We start from the raw sequence: 15,791 nt of genomic DNA, 5'->3' as shown, positions 1-15,791 counted from the left end.
GCCAACATGTCGATCCTCAGCAAACACAAGCTCATCGAAACCAACGCCACCCTGCTGCTGATCCTCAGCTTCCTGGTGGTCACCATCGGTGGCATCGTGCAGATCGTGCCGCTCTTCTACCTCGAGAACACCATCGAGGAAGTGGAAGGGATGCGCCCTTACTCGCCGCTGGAACTGGCCGGTCGTGACATCTACATCCGCGAAGGCTGCTACGTCTGTCACAGCCAGATGATCCGCCCGATGCGGGACGAGGTCGAGCGCTATGGCCATTATAGCTTGGCCGCGGAATCGATGTACGACCATCCGTTCCAATGGGGCTCCAAGCGCACCGGGCCAGATCTGGCCCGTGTGGGCGGGCGGTATTCGGATGACTGGCACATCGACCACCTGCGCGATCCGCAGTCGGTGGTGCCGGAATCGATCATGCCAAAGTACGGCTTCCTCGAAGAGACGCTGGTTGATGCGGATCACATCGAGGACCTGCTGCGCACGCATCGCCTCGTTGGTGTGCCCTATACCGACGAAATGATCGAGGCAGCCGCTGCCGACTTCCGCGCACAGGCAGACCCTGACAGCGACTTCGACGATATGCTCGAGCGCTACCCCGGCGCGCAGGTGCGCAACTTCGACGGGGCACCGGGCATTTCGGAGGCCGATGCGCTGATTGCTTACCTGCAAATGCTGGGCACGCTGGTTGATTTCTCGACCTTCACGCCCGACGCAAGCCGCTAACGGGAGAGATCAGATGGAAACCTATTCGCTCCTGCGTGAATTCGCTGACAGCTGGATGCTTCTGGTCCTGTTCTGCATCTTCGTGGGCATCTGGTTCTGGGTCATCCGGCCCGGTTCGGGTGCAAAGCACGATGAAGCCAAGAACATGATCTTCCGCAATGATGACCGACCCGCGCCCCGAGAGGAGGCAGAGAAATGAGTAAAGTACCCCCGAAACAAGAGGGCGATCCGAACACCACCGGCCACACATGGGACGGGATCGAGGAGTTCGACAACCCCATGCCGCGCTGGTGGCTCTGGACCTTCTACGCGACCATCGTCTGGGGTGTGGCCTATACCATCGCCTATCCGGCCTGGCCGCTTGTCTCCTCGGCGACGTCCGGCTTGCTGGGCTATTCAACACGCGAAGAGGTTGCGGTTGAGATCGCGGCGGTGGAAGACGCCAACGCAGGCATCAATGCGCGCTTGGCCGAGGCGGAACTCACAGAGATTTCCGCCGACGCGGAGCTGAACGGCTATGCGGTCTCGGCTGGCGCCGCGGTCTTTCGCACCTGGTGTGCGCAATGCCATGGCTCCGGTGCCGCAGGTTTTGTGGGCTATCCCAACCTGCTGGATGACGACTGGCTCTGGGGCGGTGACATCGAGGCCATTCACACCACCATCGCGCATGGTATCCGTAACGAAGAGGACCCGGACGCGCGCTATTCCGAGATGCCAGCCTACGGTGAAATCTTCGAGCCCGAAGAGATCAGCCAGGTGGTCAATTACGTGATGTCGCTTTCTGGTGGAGAGTTTGACGCGGCGCTGGCAGAGCCGGGTGCGGAGCTTTTCGCGGACAACTGCGCGGCCTGTCACGGTGACAATGGGCTCGGCAACGTCGATCTCGGCGCTCCGAATCTGGCCGATGCCATCTGGCTTTACGGTGGTGATGAAGAGACCCTCACCGAGACTGTGACCTATAGCCGCTATGGCGTGATGCCGCCTTGGACACAGCGCTTGAGCGAGGCACAGATCAGGGCGGTGGCACTCTATGTGCACCAGTTGGGCGGGGGTGAGTGACCCCCGACCCGGCGGGGCCGGATCTGTGGTAAGGTGCCCCAGATACGCTCCGGTCCCGACGCCTCTTACACATCCGCAAGGACAGCCGTGACAGATCAAGCGCCGCCTCCCAGCCTCTACGCCGCCCGCGAGCCGATTTTCCCGCGCCGCGTTTCGGGGCCGTTCCGTAACCTCAAATGGGTGATCCTCGCGGTCACCCTCGGTATCTACTATCTCGTGCCGTGGATCAGATGGGACCGCGGCCCCGAGTTGCCCAATCAGGCCGTATTGCTCGATCTGGCCAACCGCCGCTTCTACTTCTTCTGGATCGAGATCTGGAGCCACGAGTTCTATTTCGTGGCCGGCCTGCTGATCATGGCGGGGCTTGGCCTCTTTCTCTTTACCTCCGCCCTCGGGCGGGTCTGGTGCGGCTATGCCTGCCCGCAGACCGTCTGGACCGATCTCTTTATCCTTGTCGAACGCTGGGTCGAGGGCGACCGCAACGCGCGCCTGCGCCTGCACCGGCAGGAGAAACTGGATGCGCGCAAGCTCAGGATGCGGCTGACCAAATGGGTCCTCTGGCTGCTGATCGCCGTGGCGACGGGCGGCGCCTGGGTGTTCTATTTCGCCGATGCGCCAACACTGTTTGTCGAGCTCTTCACCGGCCAGGCTCATGCGGTCGCTTACATCACCGTGGCGATCCTGACGGCCACAACCTTCGTCTTTGGTGGGTTCATGCGGGAACAGATCTGCATCTATGCCTGCCCGTGGCCGCGCATTCAGGCGGCGATGATGGACGAAGACACACTGACCGTCGCCTACCGCGAGTGGCGCGGCGAGCCGCGCAAGCACAGCCAGGAGGCCAAGACCGAGCCGATGGGCGACTGCATCGACTGCATGGCCTGTGTGAACGTCTGCCCCATGGGCATCGACATTCGGGACGGGCAGCAGCTGGAATGCATCACCTGTGCCCTCTGCATCGACGCCTGCGACGACGTGATGGAGCGCATTGGCAAGCCGCGCGGGCTCATCGATTACATCGCACTGTCCGATGAAGAACGGGAGCGCGCTGGCGCTGAACCCCGGCCCATCTGGCGGCACATCTTCCGACCCCGGACGCTCCTCTACGCGGCCCTCTGGGGCGGCGTTGGCGTGGCGCTGGTCGTGGCGCTGTTCATCCGTGCGGAGATCGAGATGACCGTGGCCGCGGTGCGTAACCCGACCTTTGTGACCCTCTCAGACGGGTCGATCCGGAACACCTATGACATTCGCCTGCGCAACAAGAACAATGAGGAGCGGCTGTTCCGGCTCTCTCTCGCGGGCGATCCGGCATTGCGTATCCAGCTCGAAGGCACACCCTACGGATCGGTCGACGTACCTGCGGATACGTCGCTTCTGCAGCGGGTCTACGTGATCGCCCCCCCGGGCTCTGACCCGGCGGAGGCTGCACGCAACGACCTGCGCTTCTGGGTCGAAGACCTGAGCAACGGCGACCGAGCCTACAAGGACAGCAGTTTCAACGGCAAAGGAGATGAGTAATGACGACCGCTTCCAAGCAACTGACAGGCCGCCATGTCGCGCTGATCTTCGTCTCGATGTTCACGGTGATCATCACCGTCAACCTGACGCTCGCCTATAATGCGCTGAGCACCTTCCCGGGGCTCGAGGTCAAGAATTCCTATGTGGCGAGCCAGCACTTCGATGAAAACCGTGCGGCGCAGCAAGCGCTTGGCTGGTCGGTCCTCGCGCAGGCGCGCGGCGATGAGGTGGTGCTGTCGATTACCGATACTGCGGGGCAGCCCGTCAAGGTCGCCGAGCTTGAGGCAACTCTGGGCCGGGCCACCCACGTGCGCGATGATCAGGCGCCTTCCTTTGTCTTCGATGGCATCGCGTATGTGGCGCCCGCCGTGCTGGCACCGGGCAACTGGAACCTCCGCATGAAAGCCGTCGCCGAAGATGGAACCGCGTTCCAGCAACGGGTGATCCTGCATGTGCCTAAGGACGCTTCGTGACGACGGCCACGACAAATACGCCTGTTGCCTGCCCGGGCTGCCTTGCGAGCCCGGCGGAGCCGGTGACCCCACCGCGCCAGGACGCGCGGATCATGCTGTCGTTGCCGACGATCCACTGTCAGGCCTGCATAACCAAGATCGAGCGAGCATTGAATGCATACCCCGGCGTGACATCCGCGCGGGTCAACCTGACCCTCAAACGCGCGATGATTGACGCCGGGCCCGAGGTCGGCTCGGCCGAGTTGATCGATCTAATGGCGCATGAAGGATTCGAGGCGCATGAGCTTGATCCGGGCGCCTTGAACGAAACGACCACCCACAGCGCCGGGCGTGACCTTCTGATGCGCTTGGCCGTGGCTGGCTTTGCTTCGATGAATGTGATGTTGCTCTCGGTGGCGGTCTGGTCGGGGGCTGAAGACGCGACCCGCGATCTCTTTCACTGGATCTCCGCCGCCATCGCCTTGCCTGCGATCTCCTTCTCCGCGCAGCCTTTCTTCGTGAATGCGTGGCACGCGCTGCGCGCCGGGCGGCTGAATATGGATGTGCCGATCAGCCTTGCGATCCTGCTGGCGCTGGTGACGTCTCTTTGGGAGACGTGGCTCTCCGGTCATCACGCCTATTTTGACGCGGCACTGACGCTGACCTTCTTCCTCCTCGCGGGGCGTTGGCTTGATGCGCGGGCCCGTTCGGCAGCCCGCTCGGCTGCCGAGGAGTTGACAGCGCTCGAGGTGCCTCGCGCCTTGCGAGTGTCGGAGGACGGCCCGGTTGAGGTGCCGGTCTCCAAGCTGCGGTGCGACGATCATGTACTCGTCCGCCCGGGTGGCCGTGCACCGGTTGATGGTGTGGTCATCGATGGGCGGTCTGAGGTGGATCGGGCACTGTTGACGGGCGAAACGCTGCCTGAAACCCGAGGACCGGGCGACATGATGAGTGCGGGCGAGGTGAACCTGACCGGTCCGCTGACATTGCGCGCAACCGCCGTTGGTCAGGATACGTCGCTCCAGCGGATGGCCGCCCTCGTTGCCATCGCCGAAAGCGGGCGGTCACGATATACGTCCCTGGCGGACCGCGCAGCCAAACTCTATGCGCCGGGCGTTCACATCCTGTCCGCGCTGGCTTTTCTCGGATGGCTGATCTGGTCCGGCGATATGCGCGTCTCGCTGAACATCGCAGCCGCCGTGCTGATCATCACTTGCCCTTGCGCCCTCGGACTGGCGGTGCCCGCAGTCACGACAGCGGCGTCGGGCAGGCTCTTTTCCAAGGGGCTGCTGATCAAGAACGCAACGGCTTTGGAACGATTGGCCGAGGTCGATACGGTTGTCTTCGATAAGACGGGCACGCTCACCACGGGTAAGCCGAAGCTCACGAATTGGGGGGACCTGACCAGAGAGCAGAAGTCGATTGCCTATGCGCTGGCCAACGGCTCTCAGCATCCGTTGTCACTGGCCATAGCCGAGGTTGCGCGTGGTGAAGGTTGCTCGATGGTGCCGCTGTCGGAGCGCGTCGAGCGCCCGGGCTTCGGGGCCGAGGCGACATTTGGTGACCAGCACGTGCGATTGGGGCGTCCGGATTGGATCGGCCTGGCGGCGGACGACGATGAAATCTGCGCGGCCTTGGAAGCAGCGGATGGCGCAACCGTTCTGCTCAAGTTTACCGACACCGCGCGAAAAGGTGCGGCTGAGACCCTGACCGCGCTGAGGGATCAGGGGATTCGCGTGGTTTTACTGTCTGGAGATCGCCCTGCGGCAGTCGCAGCATTCGCGGCACGCTTGGACATCGCCGATTGGCACGCGGCCATGCTACCGGAGGACAAGGCCGGTTTCGTGGCGGAGCTTGGTGAGCACGGTCGACACGTTCTAATGATCGGAGACGGACTGAACGACACGGCGGCCCTCGCGTCGGCGCATGTCTCGATCAGTCCCGCGCAGGCGCTTGATGCAGCGCGTGCTGCGTCGGATATGGTTTTGCTCGGGCAGGATTTATCACCGATTGCCGATGCCGTTGCCGTCGCGCGGCAGGCAACGCGACGTATCCGGGAGAATTTTCAGATCGCAACGCTCTATAATGTGGTCGCGGTGCCGCTCGCTGTGGCAGGTCTGGCCACGCCCCTGATCGCGGCGCTGGCCATGTCCACGTCATCCATTTCGGTGTCACTCAACGCGCTGCGGATTGGAGGGCGGCGATGAATGTTCTGGCCTATTTGATCCCGATTTCCCTCGCCCTCGGCGGGCTTGGACTGTTGGGCTTCCTCTACACGCTGAAAACCCGGCAGTATGATGACCCCGAGGGTGACAGCCGCCGGATCCTGAGTGACAGGTGGGACGAGCGACCCAAAGACGACTAACCGGCTGGCCCTATGAAGGACCAACCATCTCGCAGTCAATGTTGCGCGCGGTCAGCCTGCGGCAGGCGAGATCGGCGCTATCACGGGTCATCCCGAGGAAGTTCGCTTCGAACCCGGTGGGCTTCTTGACCACCTTGCGCAATGTGCCTTCCAGTGTGGTCATCTCGGCCAAGGCAGTTGTGACCAAGGCACGTTCGGCGTTGTAACGCGTTGTATAGCGCCCCACGTTCACGCCCCATTGGTGCCCTCCGGATGTGGACAGGCGTGTCACCACCTCGTTTTCAGACGCTGCCCCTTCGGCCTCGACCACGACCGTATCTGTCGGGCGCATGATCGGCCGCAGGCTGATACCTGCCAGGCTGCTGTTGGCGGGCGCTGCAGGTGTCTCGACGGTCGGCTCCGGCTCAACAGGGGTCTGCTGCGCTGCGATCAGCGCCATCTGGATGTCGGAGGACAAGACGCCGCTGGTACTCGCCTGAGCCGCTGCTGGCGGCGGAGTGGTGGGCGCGGGGGCCGCTGCAACCAGCGTGGTGCCTGCCCGTAGGCGCGGGCGCAGGCTGGTCCGGGTAATCCCGCTCACTCGCACCGTTTTCCCACTTCCGCCGCCCATGTACGCGGGCTTTTGCGGTTTGCGCAGGGCGACCCGTGTAGGGGCGCGCTTGAACCCCATGTCGAGCAGTTCCGCCACCCGTGCGTTGCGCGCGCTGGTGGAGGTCCCGCCGAACACGGTCGCAATGATGCGCTCGCTGCCACGTTCAGCCGAGGCAACCAGATTGAAGCCCGCGGCACGTGTATAGCCAGTCTTGATGCCATCGGCACCGCGGTATGCCGAAAGCAACCGTCTGTTGGTGTTGGCCACTTCCCGCACACCTGCATTGGTCGAGCGGCGAGAGAAGAGATTGTAGTACTCGGGATAGTCATAGAGCACGTGGCGTCCGAGGATCGACATGTCCCGCGCCGTCGAAAGGTGGCCCGATTCGGTCAAACCATGTGCGTTCTTGAAGGTCGTGCTGCTCATGCCGAGAGCCTTCGCTGTTCGGTTCATGCGGCGGGCAAAGGCCGCTTCGGAGCCTTCCAGCGCCTCACCGATGGCGGTTGCAGCGTCATTGGCAGATTTCACAGCAGCAGCGCGGATCAGGTAGCGAAAGGCAATACGCTGACCTGGTTTGAGACCCAGCTTGGACGGGGGCTCGGAGGCTGCAAAGCGGGAAATGTTCACCTTGGTGTCGAGCGAAATCTCACCGCGCTCGACCGCCTGAAATGCGATATAGAGCGTCATCATCTTCGTGAGAGACGCGGGGTGCAACCGCGTATCCGCGTTGCGGGAATGCAGGACTTTACCCGATCGCGCATCCATTACGTAGGCGGCGTAAGGTGCCGCGACCGCGCTGAGCGGGACGACCACCACCATCCACAAAGCTGCCAGAATAAATAGCCCGTACCGGGCCGGCACTACACGCCGAACCTTCATGATAACCTGCCTTTTCTGCCTCACGCCGCCGATTATTCCGACTGGCTGTTTTATGTGCGCCAGACTAGCACAGCTTTGAATTTCTATAAAGTCTTTGATTTAAAGTATTTGCGTTAAGTTTTGGTGAACCATGATCCACATCTGGTGACCTCGCGCAGCGCGACACCCAAAAGAGCGATTGTGGCAGAAATGAGGCAATCGGCGCGGGAAGATCGCCTACTCAAAGGGACTCGATCTGACCGATCAGTTGCGGAAGATCCGCGAGTGTCGCGAGGGCGTGGTAACGCGCGGCGTCGCGTGGCGGTGTGGCATGCTCCATATCCCATTCGTGCTCATGCGGCACGAACACACCCCAGCCACCCGCCTCGATCATCGGCAACACATCCGAGCGCAGCGAATTGCCGACCATCATGCCGCGATCCGGGCCAGCTCCATGTCGGGCAAAAACATCAACATAGGTTTGCGCGGTCTTATGCGAGACGATCTCGACACCGTCAAACAACTCCCCGAGCCCGGACTGCGCGAGTTTGCGTTCCTGATCGAGAAGATCTCCTTTTGTAATCAGGATGATACGATAGGTTTCCCGCGCGCGCTCGACCGCCTCGCGGGCGTGAGGCAACAGCTCGACGGGGTGGCGGAGCATCTCCCGCCCGGTCTCGAGGATCTCTGCAATCACGGACGCCGATACCTGACCATCGGTGACATCAATGGCCGTTTCGATCATCGACAGCGTGAAGCCTTTCACCCCAAAGCCATAATGTCCGAGGTTGCGCGTTTCCGCGGCCAGCAGACGTTCCATCAGGCTGGCCCGGTCGGTGAACTCGGAGAGGAGCGCGGCGAAATGAGACTGTGTCATCTGGAAAAACCGCTCGTTGTGCCAGAGTGTATCGTCAGCATCAAAGCCGATTGTGGTGAGCGCCTGCGCCATTCCCTCGGCCCCCTTTCCTAAATGTTCAGACAGTTTATATAGAGCGCTCAACGACTCACCACGACCTAAACGCAGATCAGGAGCAGAAATGCACCGCGACGCAGTGATGATGGCGGACCGATCCGAGGATGACGGCGACACGTCGATCCTGACCGCGACCAAGCCGAAGACCAAGCGCCCACCGCTCTATAAGGTCTTGTTGCTCAACGATGACTTCACGCCGATGGAGTTCGTTGTGCATGTGCTTGAACGTTTCTTCGGGTTGAACCACGCGCAGGCGTTCGAGATCATGCTGACCGTTCACAAGAAGGGCGTGGCCGTCGTCGGTGTGTTCAGCCATGAGATCGCCGAGACGAAGGTGGCGCAGGTCATGGACTTTGCGCGCCGGCATCAGCACCCCCTGCAATGCACGATGGAAAAAGAAGACTGAGCGCGTGATAGACGCCCGACTCTCGCTCGCTCTCGACGGGGGCGGGTTGCTCTTGCCATCGGACGGTCAGATCGCGGTCTTTCATCCGCCGATCGATGCTGATCTCGCAGATCTGCCAAAAGACCGAGTTCAAATCATTGCTGACTTCAAACCCCACGTTGACGCGTGGTGTCACCGTGGATTTCGCTGCGATGTGAGTGCGGAGGGCAGATACGCCGCGGCGCTTGTCGTGCTGCCGCGGGCTAAGGCCGAGGCGCGAGCGCTGATTGCCGAAGCCGCCTCGCGGACGGAAGGTTTGCTCGTGATTGATGGGCAGAAGACCCATGGGGTCGATGGGTTGCTGCGCGAGATCAAGCGGCTGACACCCGTCAACGGTCCGGTCACAAAGGCGCACGGCAAGCTCTTCTGGATCGACAGCGCTGGCGATTCACTCTTTGCGGACTGGGCGGCAGGGCCGGCGCTCACTGGGGGTGGTTTCTGGACGGCTCCCGGCGTGTTTTCGGCAGATGCAATCGACCCGGCGTCTGCATTGCTGGTCGAGGCACTGCCCGAGGCGCTTGGACGTCACGTAGCTGATCTGGGCGCAGGCTGGGGGTTTCTGTCAGCGCATGTGCTGACCCGACCCGAGGTCGAGGAGGTCCATCTCGTTGAAGCGGGGCATATGGCGCTCGACTGCGCGCGGCACAACGTGACGGATCCACGGGCGCGGTTTCACTGGGCCGATGCAACCACATGGGTGCCGGAGGACCTTATCGACTCGGTCGTCATGAACCCGCCGTTCCACACAGGTCGCGCGGCAGATCCCGCGTTGGGACAGGCGTTCATCGAGGCGGCTGCCCGGATGCTGCGCCCACAAGGACATCTTTGGATGGTCGCCAACCGGCATTTGCCTTATGAAATACTCTTACAAACACTGTTTGCCAAAACGACCGAACTGGATGGCGACCGGAGGTTCAAACTGTTTCACGCCAGCCGTCCGCGTCGCAAAAAAACGTAGAACCAGCTAGCATAAAGCTGCGCAACAGGGGACCCAGATGTCATTTTCGATCAACGGCAAGACCGCAATTGTCACCGGCGCGGCCAACGGCATTGGTTTGGCGATTGCCCGCCAATTCGCCGACCGCGGTGCCAATGTAATGTGCGCGGACATGGATGAGAAGAAGCTGGTCAGCGAATGGGGGGACCAGACCGAAGACAGCAATCTACGCTACTTCGCGGGCGATTTGCGCCAGCGCTTGACCATCGCGAACCTTGTCTCCGCCACGATCGACGCCTTCGAGCGCGTGGATATCCTCGTCAACGCGTCTCGGCAGGTCATGCCGACCAATGCGCTGGATGTAGAGGATACCTCCGTGGCCGTTTTGCTCGACCAGAACCTGATGACATCGCTCAGCCTGACGCAGCAGGTTGCGAAGCGTATGATCAAGCAGGGTGCGGATCAGCCGGAGGGTCAACTGGGCTCGATCATCAATCTGAGTTCTATTGCCGCACGTCACACGCGGCCCGAGCTTATGGGCTATTCCATTGCCTGTGCGGCGCTCGAACAGATGACGCGCTCCATGGCGTTGGCCCTCGCGCCCGAGCGCATCCGGGTCAACGCGGTCTCCTTCGGCTCGGTGATGAGTGCTTCGCTGAAATCCTCCGTGGTGGAGCATACGGAGTGGCGTGAAGATATCCTCGACCATACGCCTCTCGGGCGGATTGCCGGTCCATCCGAACTTGCGGATGCGGTGCAATTCCTCGCCGCCGATGGCTCCGGCTTCATGACCGGCGAGGTGATCATCGTGGATGGAGGGCGCAGCCTTCTCGATGTGGTCTCCGCGCCTGCGCATTAACGATTCCCGCTTTCCGTTGGGGCGCGTTCCGCGCTAGAGATGGTGTCAGGACAGATTGACACATTGGACGACGGATGACCGACAGCCTAGAGACCGAGAGACCCCGTGCCGCGGCATGGTTCCGCAGCCTGCGTGACGACATCGTCGCGGCCTTTGAGGGGCTGGAAGACGACCACGCCGAGGGACCGCTATCTGACGCCGCACCGGGTCGGTTCGAGGTCACCGAGACGCAACGCACCAGCGACGATGGTTCGGATGCGGGCGGCGGGCTGATGAGCGTGATGCGGGGCGGTCGCGTCTTCGAGAAGGTCGGCGTGAACGTCTCGACCGTCTATGGCACGTTGGGCGAACGGGCGCAGATGGCTATGGCAGCCCGCAAGGGCATACCCGGCATGAAGGAAGATCCAAGGTTCTGGGCGTCCGGGATCAGCCTGGTGGCGCATATGAACAACCCGCATGTGCCCGCCGTACATATGAACACGCGCATGTTCTGGACGCCGCATGCCTGGTGGTTTGGTGGCGGGTCCGACCTGAACCCCTGCATCGAATATGACGAGGACACTGCGCATTTTCATGCGCAACAGAAAGAGAAACTCGACCCGCATGGGTCGGAGTTTTATCCGCGGCTCAAGGACTGGGCCGATGAGTATTTCTACATCCCGCACCGCAATCGCGCCCGCGGTGTCGGAGGCATCTTCATGGATGATCACTGCACCGGCGACTGGGAGATGGATTTCAAGCTCACGCAGGACATCGGTCGTGCGTTTCTGCCTGCATATGTGCCGTTGGTGCGCAAGCGCCGGGTCCAGCCGTGGTTGGATGCAGACAAGGATGCGCAGCTGGTGCACCGGGGGCTCTATGCCGAATACAATCTGGTCTATGATCGCGGGACGAAGTTCGGACTGGAGACCGGCCATGACGCCAATGCGGTGCTCATGAGCCTGCCGCCTTTGGCCAAGTGGGTCTAGGGTAGCGCAGCCGTCAGGACAGGTTGTGCCAGTCGAAGAAGCCGGTGCCCGCGCGCGACAAAAGCTCTTCGGCGAGATCCTGACCCATCAGCAGACCATCTGAAATCGCACCACGTCGCTCGCCGGAAATCGCCTGGGACCCGTCGGGGCGCAGTACCTCGCCGCGCAGGCGCAACTGATCGCCCGCCAATTCTGCAAGCCCCGCAATCGGGGTTTCGCACGAGCCATCGAGGGTCAGAAGGAAGCTGCGTTCTGCAGTCAGCCGCTGGCCTGTTGGCCCATCGTGGATCGCTTGAAGCAGCGCTGCGGTGCGGTCATCTTCGGCGCGGCGCTCAATCCCAATGGCACCCTGCGCCACCGCGGGCAGCATATCGTCTGTTTCGATCGGGGTGGCTGGCACGTCATCCATCTTGAGCCGGTTGAGACCGGCTGCGGCCAGAAAAGTGCATTCGGCGACACCGTCACTCAGTTTTTTCAGACGGGTTTGCACATTGCCACGGAACTCTACCACCTGCAGGTCCGGCCGACGGTTCAGCAGCTGCGCCTTGCGCCGCAGACTTGATGTTCCAACGACCGCACCGTCGGCCAACTCGGCAATGGTCTTCAGCTTCGGTGAGACGAAAGCATCGCGCACATCTTCGCGTGGCAGGAACGTATCAAGCACCAGCCCGTCTGGCTGCACAGTCGGCATGTCCTTCATCGAGTGCACAGCGATGTCAATTTTTTCTGACAGCAGGTCCTCTTCGATTTCTCGTGTGAAAAGACCCTTTCCACCAATGTCCTTCAAGGGCCGATCCTGAATCGCATCACCGGTCACCTTGATCACGACAATCGAAAAGCATTCCTCTTCAATATCAAAGGCTTGCATCAAACGATCGCGGGTCTCATGGGCCTGCGCAAGTGCAAGCGGCGAGCCGCGGGTGCCGATTTTGAGTGGGCTGTCGGGGGTCGGAAGAGTGACTGTCATGTGGCCATCTTTATGCGCGTCAATTTATCCTGACAACCCGTCAGCGTCTTGACAACCGTGCTTTGGACCTCGACCAAAAGGGCGTCAAAGAAGAGGACGATCATGGCTCCGACAAAAACCATCCTGCGTGCACTTGCGGGCGAGACGCTGTCGACCCCGCCCATCTGGATGATGCGGCAAGCGGGTCGCTATCTGCCGGAATACCGGGCCACGCGGGCGCAGGCGGGGGACTTCCTGTCGCTCTGCTACAATCCGGAGCTGGCCGCTGAGGTGACACTGCAGCCGATCCGTCGCTACGGCTTTGATGCTGCCATCCTATTCGCGGATATTCTTCTGCTGCCCCAGGCCTTGGGCGCGGATTTGTGGTTTGTGACGGGGGAGGGCCCGCGTCTGTCCACCATCCAAAGCCAGAAAGACTTCGATGCGTTGCGCCCGGTTGGCGACATCCACGAGACGCTGAACCCGATCTATGAGACGGTGCGCATCTTGCGTCGGGAGCTTCCGGCCGAGACAACGCTGATCGGCTTTGCCGGGGCGCCCTGGACCGTCGCCACCTATATGATCGCTGGACGGGGCACGCCGGATCAGGGCCCCGCCCATACGCTCATGCAGACCGACACCGCGGTGTTCAACGCGTTGATCAAGCGGATCACCGAAGGCACCATCGACTATCTTGCCGCACAAATCGATGCGGGCGCGGAGGTCGTCAAAATCTTCGACAGCTGGGCCGGGTCGCTGCAGGGTGACGCCTTCCAGAAATACGCGCTGGAACCTGCGCGCGAGATCACCGCGGCGCTCAAGGCGCGCTATCCCGATATTCCCGTCATCGGTTTCCCACGAGAGGCCGGGGACAACTACATCGGGTTCGCCAAGGCTACAGGCGTGGATTGCGTGGCGCTGGACAATTCCGTCAGCGCGGAATGGGCGGCGAAGCACGTGCAGGTCGACGGCTGTGTGCAGGGCAACCTCGCCAGCAGCCATATGGTGACGGGGGGGCAAGCCCTCGTGGATGAGACCCGCGCGATTGTCAAAGCTCTGTCGGGCGGGCCGCATATCTTCAATCTCGGCCACGGTATCACACCGGACGCGGACCCCGACAATGTCCAACGCATGATTGATGCGGTTCGGGGCGGATAACCTCGATTTCTGCCTTGACGGGGGCAGCGGGCTATCATAATTCACGCGCTCGTGGCGTTATAGCTCAGTTGGTTAGAGCGAACGACTCATAATCGTTAGGTCGGTGGTTCAAGTCCACCTAACGCCACCAACCCCTCCCCAAGACATGAACGTTTGCGCGGAACTTGATGTGTCGCCGTCGCGGTGTTTTCCGGCCGCCGATAGCGCGCTGTTGATGACAAACACGGGTGACATCCCCCTTGATCTGCAATAGCAATTTATCAGGGAAGACGAGTCAGAGGCCACAAAACGACCGGCCCGGCACGGTTTTAGGGAGGACCCGCAATGACGATCTCACGCAAGACATTTTTGAACATGGCGACTGCCGCGGCATTGGCCGTCGGGTTTGGTGCGGCGCCCGCCGTCGCCCAAGAGGTGACGCTGCGCCTGCACCAGTTCCTGCCGCCACAGGCCAACGTGCCCAAGCTCGTGCTGGACGTCTGGGCAGACAATGTCGAGGAGGCCAGCGGCGGTCGGATTAAGGTGGATCGGTTCCCCTCGATGCAACTGGGCGGCAAGCCGCCTGAGTTGATGGATCAGGCTATCGATGGCGTCGCCGATATCGTTTGGACGGTGGTGGGTTATACGCCCGGGCGTTTCCCGTCGACCGAAGTGTTCGAGCTGCCCTTCATGATGACAAACGCCCGTGCCGCATCCCGTGCCTATTGGGAGATGTTCGAGACGCACATGAAGGACACCGAGTTCAAGGATGTGCATATCCTCGGCACCTGGGTGCATGGCCCTGGCCTGATCCACGCGAACAAGGAAGTGCGTAAGCCGTCCGACATGGAAGGCTTGAAGATCCGCGGTGGGTCGCGTCTGGCCAACGCCTTGTTGAAGAAGGTTGGGGCGACACCGGTCGGGATGCCAGTGCCCGCAGTGCCGGAAGGTCTCTCCAAAGGTGTGATCGATGGCACGACCATTCCATGGGAAGTGACCGCGGCGCTGAAAATTCCCGAGCTGGTGGACAATCACACCGAATTCACGGGTAATGCGCTCTATGTCCTGACCTTCGTTCTCGCGATGAACAAGGATCGGTATGAGAGCCTGCCGGACGATCTGAAGAAGGTGATCGATGACAACTCCGGCCTCGAATTTTCGGTCTTTGCCGGCGGCACACAGGCGGACAGCGACGGCCCGGCGCGCGAGGCCGCTGCCGCACGGGGCAACAACATCGTGACGCTGACAGAAGAAGAGACCGCCGAATGGCGCGCAGTGTCGCAGCCGATCTATGACGAATGGGTCGCAGAGATGAACGAGAAGGGCATCGATGGTCAGGCACTGATCGATGAAGCCCGCATGCTGATCGACAAATATACCGAGTAATCTTGGCGCTTGGGGCGCGCCGCCTCCCTTGTGGCGTGCCCTTTCCCCGGACGGAGCCTTTCATGCATCAGGCCGTGCACTTGCTTGCCCGTACCACCGCGATCATTGGTGGCATTGTTCTGGTGGGGCTCGTCATCCTGACGACCGTATCCACCGCGGGGCGCGAGCTTGGCATTGGTGAGGTCAATGGCAGCTACGAGATCCTCGAGGCCGGTGTGGCCTTCGCCATCTTCTCATTCTTTCCGATTTGCCAGCTGCATGGCGCCCATGCGACGGTCGATATCTTCACGTCGAAGCTGCCTGGTCGTCTGCACCGGCTGATCATCGCCTTCTGGGAAGTTGTTCTGACCGCCGCTCTGTTTCTGATCAGTTGGCGGCTCTACGAGGGCATGCAGCGCTACATCGGCAATGGCGAGACGACCTTCTTTCTTCAGTTTCCCGTCTGGTGGGGATATGCGTTTAGCTTTGCCGCCTGCGTGGTGACCTGTATCGTTGCCCTCTACTGCGCGGTGATGCGCATCCGCGAAAGCGCGACCGGGCGCGCGCTGTTGCCGACCGCCTAAG

17 protein-coding genes and 1 tRNA gene are annotated in these 15,791 nt (G+C 61.5%); 15 read left to right on the top strand and 3 right to left on the bottom strand.

Annotation, left to right across the window (positions count from 1 at the left end):
• Positions 1 to 6: 6 nt before the first annotated feature.
• The 7 genes from ccoO to ccoS all read left to right on the top strand — a co-directional run bounded on the left by ccoO (position 7) and on the right by ccoS (position 6,126).
• Entirely contained in the window at positions 7 to 732 is a 726-nt protein-coding gene (gene ccoO, locus ACVC7O_RS17985) for a cytochrome-c oxidase, cbb3-type subunit II (RefSeq protein WP_458323495.1), read from the top strand.
• A gap of 13 nt (positions 733 to 745) precedes the next feature.
• Positions 746 to 931 carry a cbb3-type cytochrome c oxidase subunit 3 gene (locus ACVC7O_RS17980; protein ID WP_458323494.1) on the top strand — a complete coding sequence of 62 codons (186 nt, stop codon included), beginning with the start codon at positions 746 to 748 and terminating at the stop codon, positions 929 to 931.
• Positions 928 to 1,791 carry a cytochrome-c oxidase, cbb3-type subunit III gene (gene ccoP / locus ACVC7O_RS17975; RefSeq protein ID WP_458323493.1) on the top strand — a complete coding sequence of 288 codons (864 nt, stop codon included), beginning with the start codon at positions 928 to 930 and terminating at the stop codon, positions 1,789 to 1,791. The genes ACVC7O_RS17980 and ccoP overlap by 4 nt, the downstream gene beginning before the upstream one ends.
• A gap of 87 nt (positions 1,792 to 1,878) precedes the next feature.
• A complete protein-coding gene (gene ccoG / locus ACVC7O_RS17970; protein ID WP_458323492.1) occupies positions 1,879 to 3,309 on the top strand; it encodes a cytochrome c oxidase accessory protein CcoG in 1,431 nt (476 codons plus the stop codon).
• Complete coding sequence (locus ACVC7O_RS17965) at positions 3,309 to 3,782, top strand: FixH family protein (RefSeq protein WP_458323491.1); 474 nt, start codon at positions 3,309 to 3,311, stop codon at positions 3,780 to 3,782. The genes ccoG and ACVC7O_RS17965 overlap by 1 nt, the downstream gene beginning before the upstream one ends.
• A complete protein-coding gene (locus ACVC7O_RS17960) occupies positions 3,779 to 5,968 on the top strand; it encodes a heavy metal translocating P-type ATPase (RefSeq protein ID WP_458323490.1) in 2,190 nt (729 codons plus the stop codon). The genes ACVC7O_RS17965 and ACVC7O_RS17960 overlap by 4 nt, the downstream gene beginning before the upstream one ends.
• A complete protein-coding gene (gene ccoS / locus ACVC7O_RS17955) occupies positions 5,965 to 6,126 on the top strand; it encodes a cbb3-type cytochrome oxidase assembly protein CcoS (protein ID WP_458323489.1) in 162 nt (53 codons plus the stop codon). The genes ACVC7O_RS17960 and ccoS overlap by 4 nt, the downstream gene beginning before the upstream one ends.
• 10 nt (positions 6,127 to 6,136) lie before the next feature.
• Here ccoS and ACVC7O_RS17950 read toward each other — a convergent pair whose 3' ends face one another.
• The gene (locus ACVC7O_RS17950; RefSeq protein WP_458323488.1) at positions 6,137 to 7,597 is read right to left on the bottom strand and encodes a D-alanyl-D-alanine carboxypeptidase family protein; all 1,461 of its coding nucleotides are present in this window, start codon (positions 7,595 to 7,597) and stop codon (positions 6,137 to 6,139) included.
• A gap of 220 nt (positions 7,598 to 7,817) precedes the next feature.
• Positions 7,818 to 8,525, bottom strand: a complete 708-nt coding sequence (locus ACVC7O_RS17945; RefSeq protein WP_458323487.1) for an HAD family hydrolase — start codon at positions 8,523 to 8,525, stop codon at positions 7,818 to 7,820.
• Positions 8,526 to 8,613: 88 nt separating this feature from the next.
• On the opposite strand from ACVC7O_RS17945, the gene clpS reads away from it, so the two are divergent.
• The 4 genes from clpS to hemF all read left to right on the top strand — a co-directional run bounded on the left by clpS (position 8,614) and on the right by hemF (position 11,758).
• Entirely contained in the window at positions 8,614 to 8,955 is a 342-nt protein-coding gene (clpS, locus tag ACVC7O_RS17940) for an ATP-dependent Clp protease adapter ClpS (RefSeq protein WP_458323486.1), read from the top strand.
• Positions 8,956 to 8,959: 4 nt separating this feature from the next.
• Entirely contained in the window at positions 8,960 to 9,952 is a 993-nt protein-coding gene (locus ACVC7O_RS17935; protein WP_458323485.1) for a class I SAM-dependent methyltransferase, read from the top strand.
• A 37-nt stretch (positions 9,953 to 9,989) separates the two neighbouring features.
• Positions 9,990 to 10,790 (top strand): SDR family NAD(P)-dependent oxidoreductase, encoded by an 801-nt coding sequence (locus tag ACVC7O_RS17930; protein ID WP_458323484.1) that lies wholly within the window; start codon positions 9,990 to 9,992, stop codon positions 10,788 to 10,790.
• A gap of 74 nt (positions 10,791 to 10,864) precedes the next feature.
• Positions 10,865 to 11,758: an oxygen-dependent coproporphyrinogen oxidase gene (gene hemF / locus ACVC7O_RS17925; RefSeq protein ID WP_458323483.1), complete on the top strand. Its 894-nt coding sequence runs from the start codon at positions 10,865 to 10,867 to the stop codon at positions 11,756 to 11,758.
• A gap of 13 nt (positions 11,759 to 11,771) precedes the next feature.
• Here hemF and hemC read toward each other — a convergent pair whose 3' ends face one another.
• The gene (gene hemC, locus ACVC7O_RS17920; RefSeq protein ID WP_458323482.1) at positions 11,772 to 12,725 is read right to left on the bottom strand and encodes a hydroxymethylbilane synthase; all 954 of its coding nucleotides are present in this window, start codon (positions 12,723 to 12,725) and stop codon (positions 11,772 to 11,774) included.
• 102 nt (positions 12,726 to 12,827) lie between these two features.
• On the opposite strand from hemC, the gene hemE reads away from it, so the two are divergent.
• The 4 genes from hemE (at position 12,828) to ACVC7O_RS17900 (ending at position 15,790) form a co-directional block, all read left to right on the top strand.
• On the top strand, positions 12,828 to 13,862 hold the full coding sequence (gene hemE / locus ACVC7O_RS17915) for a uroporphyrinogen decarboxylase (protein ID WP_458323481.1): 1,035 nt from the start codon (positions 12,828 to 12,830) through the stop codon (positions 13,860 to 13,862).
• A gap of 53 nt (positions 13,863 to 13,915) precedes the next feature.
• Positions 13,916 to 13,992 (top strand) — tRNA-Met (locus ACVC7O_RS17910).
• A gap of 194 nt (positions 13,993 to 14,186) precedes the next feature.
• Complete coding sequence (locus ACVC7O_RS17905; protein WP_458323480.1) at positions 14,187 to 15,227, top strand: TRAP transporter substrate-binding protein; 1,041 nt, start codon at positions 14,187 to 14,189, stop codon at positions 15,225 to 15,227.
• 62 nt (positions 15,228 to 15,289) lie between these two features.
• On the top strand, positions 15,290 to 15,790 hold the full coding sequence (locus ACVC7O_RS17900) for a TRAP transporter small permease (protein ID WP_458323479.1): 501 nt from the start codon (positions 15,290 to 15,292) through the stop codon (positions 15,788 to 15,790).
• Position 15,791: the final 1 nt, after the last annotated feature.

The organism is Roseobacter cerffii, from assembly GCF_054226325.1.
Note: the sequence above shows the minus strand (reverse complement) of the source record. Positions and strands in the feature narration are given on the sequence as shown.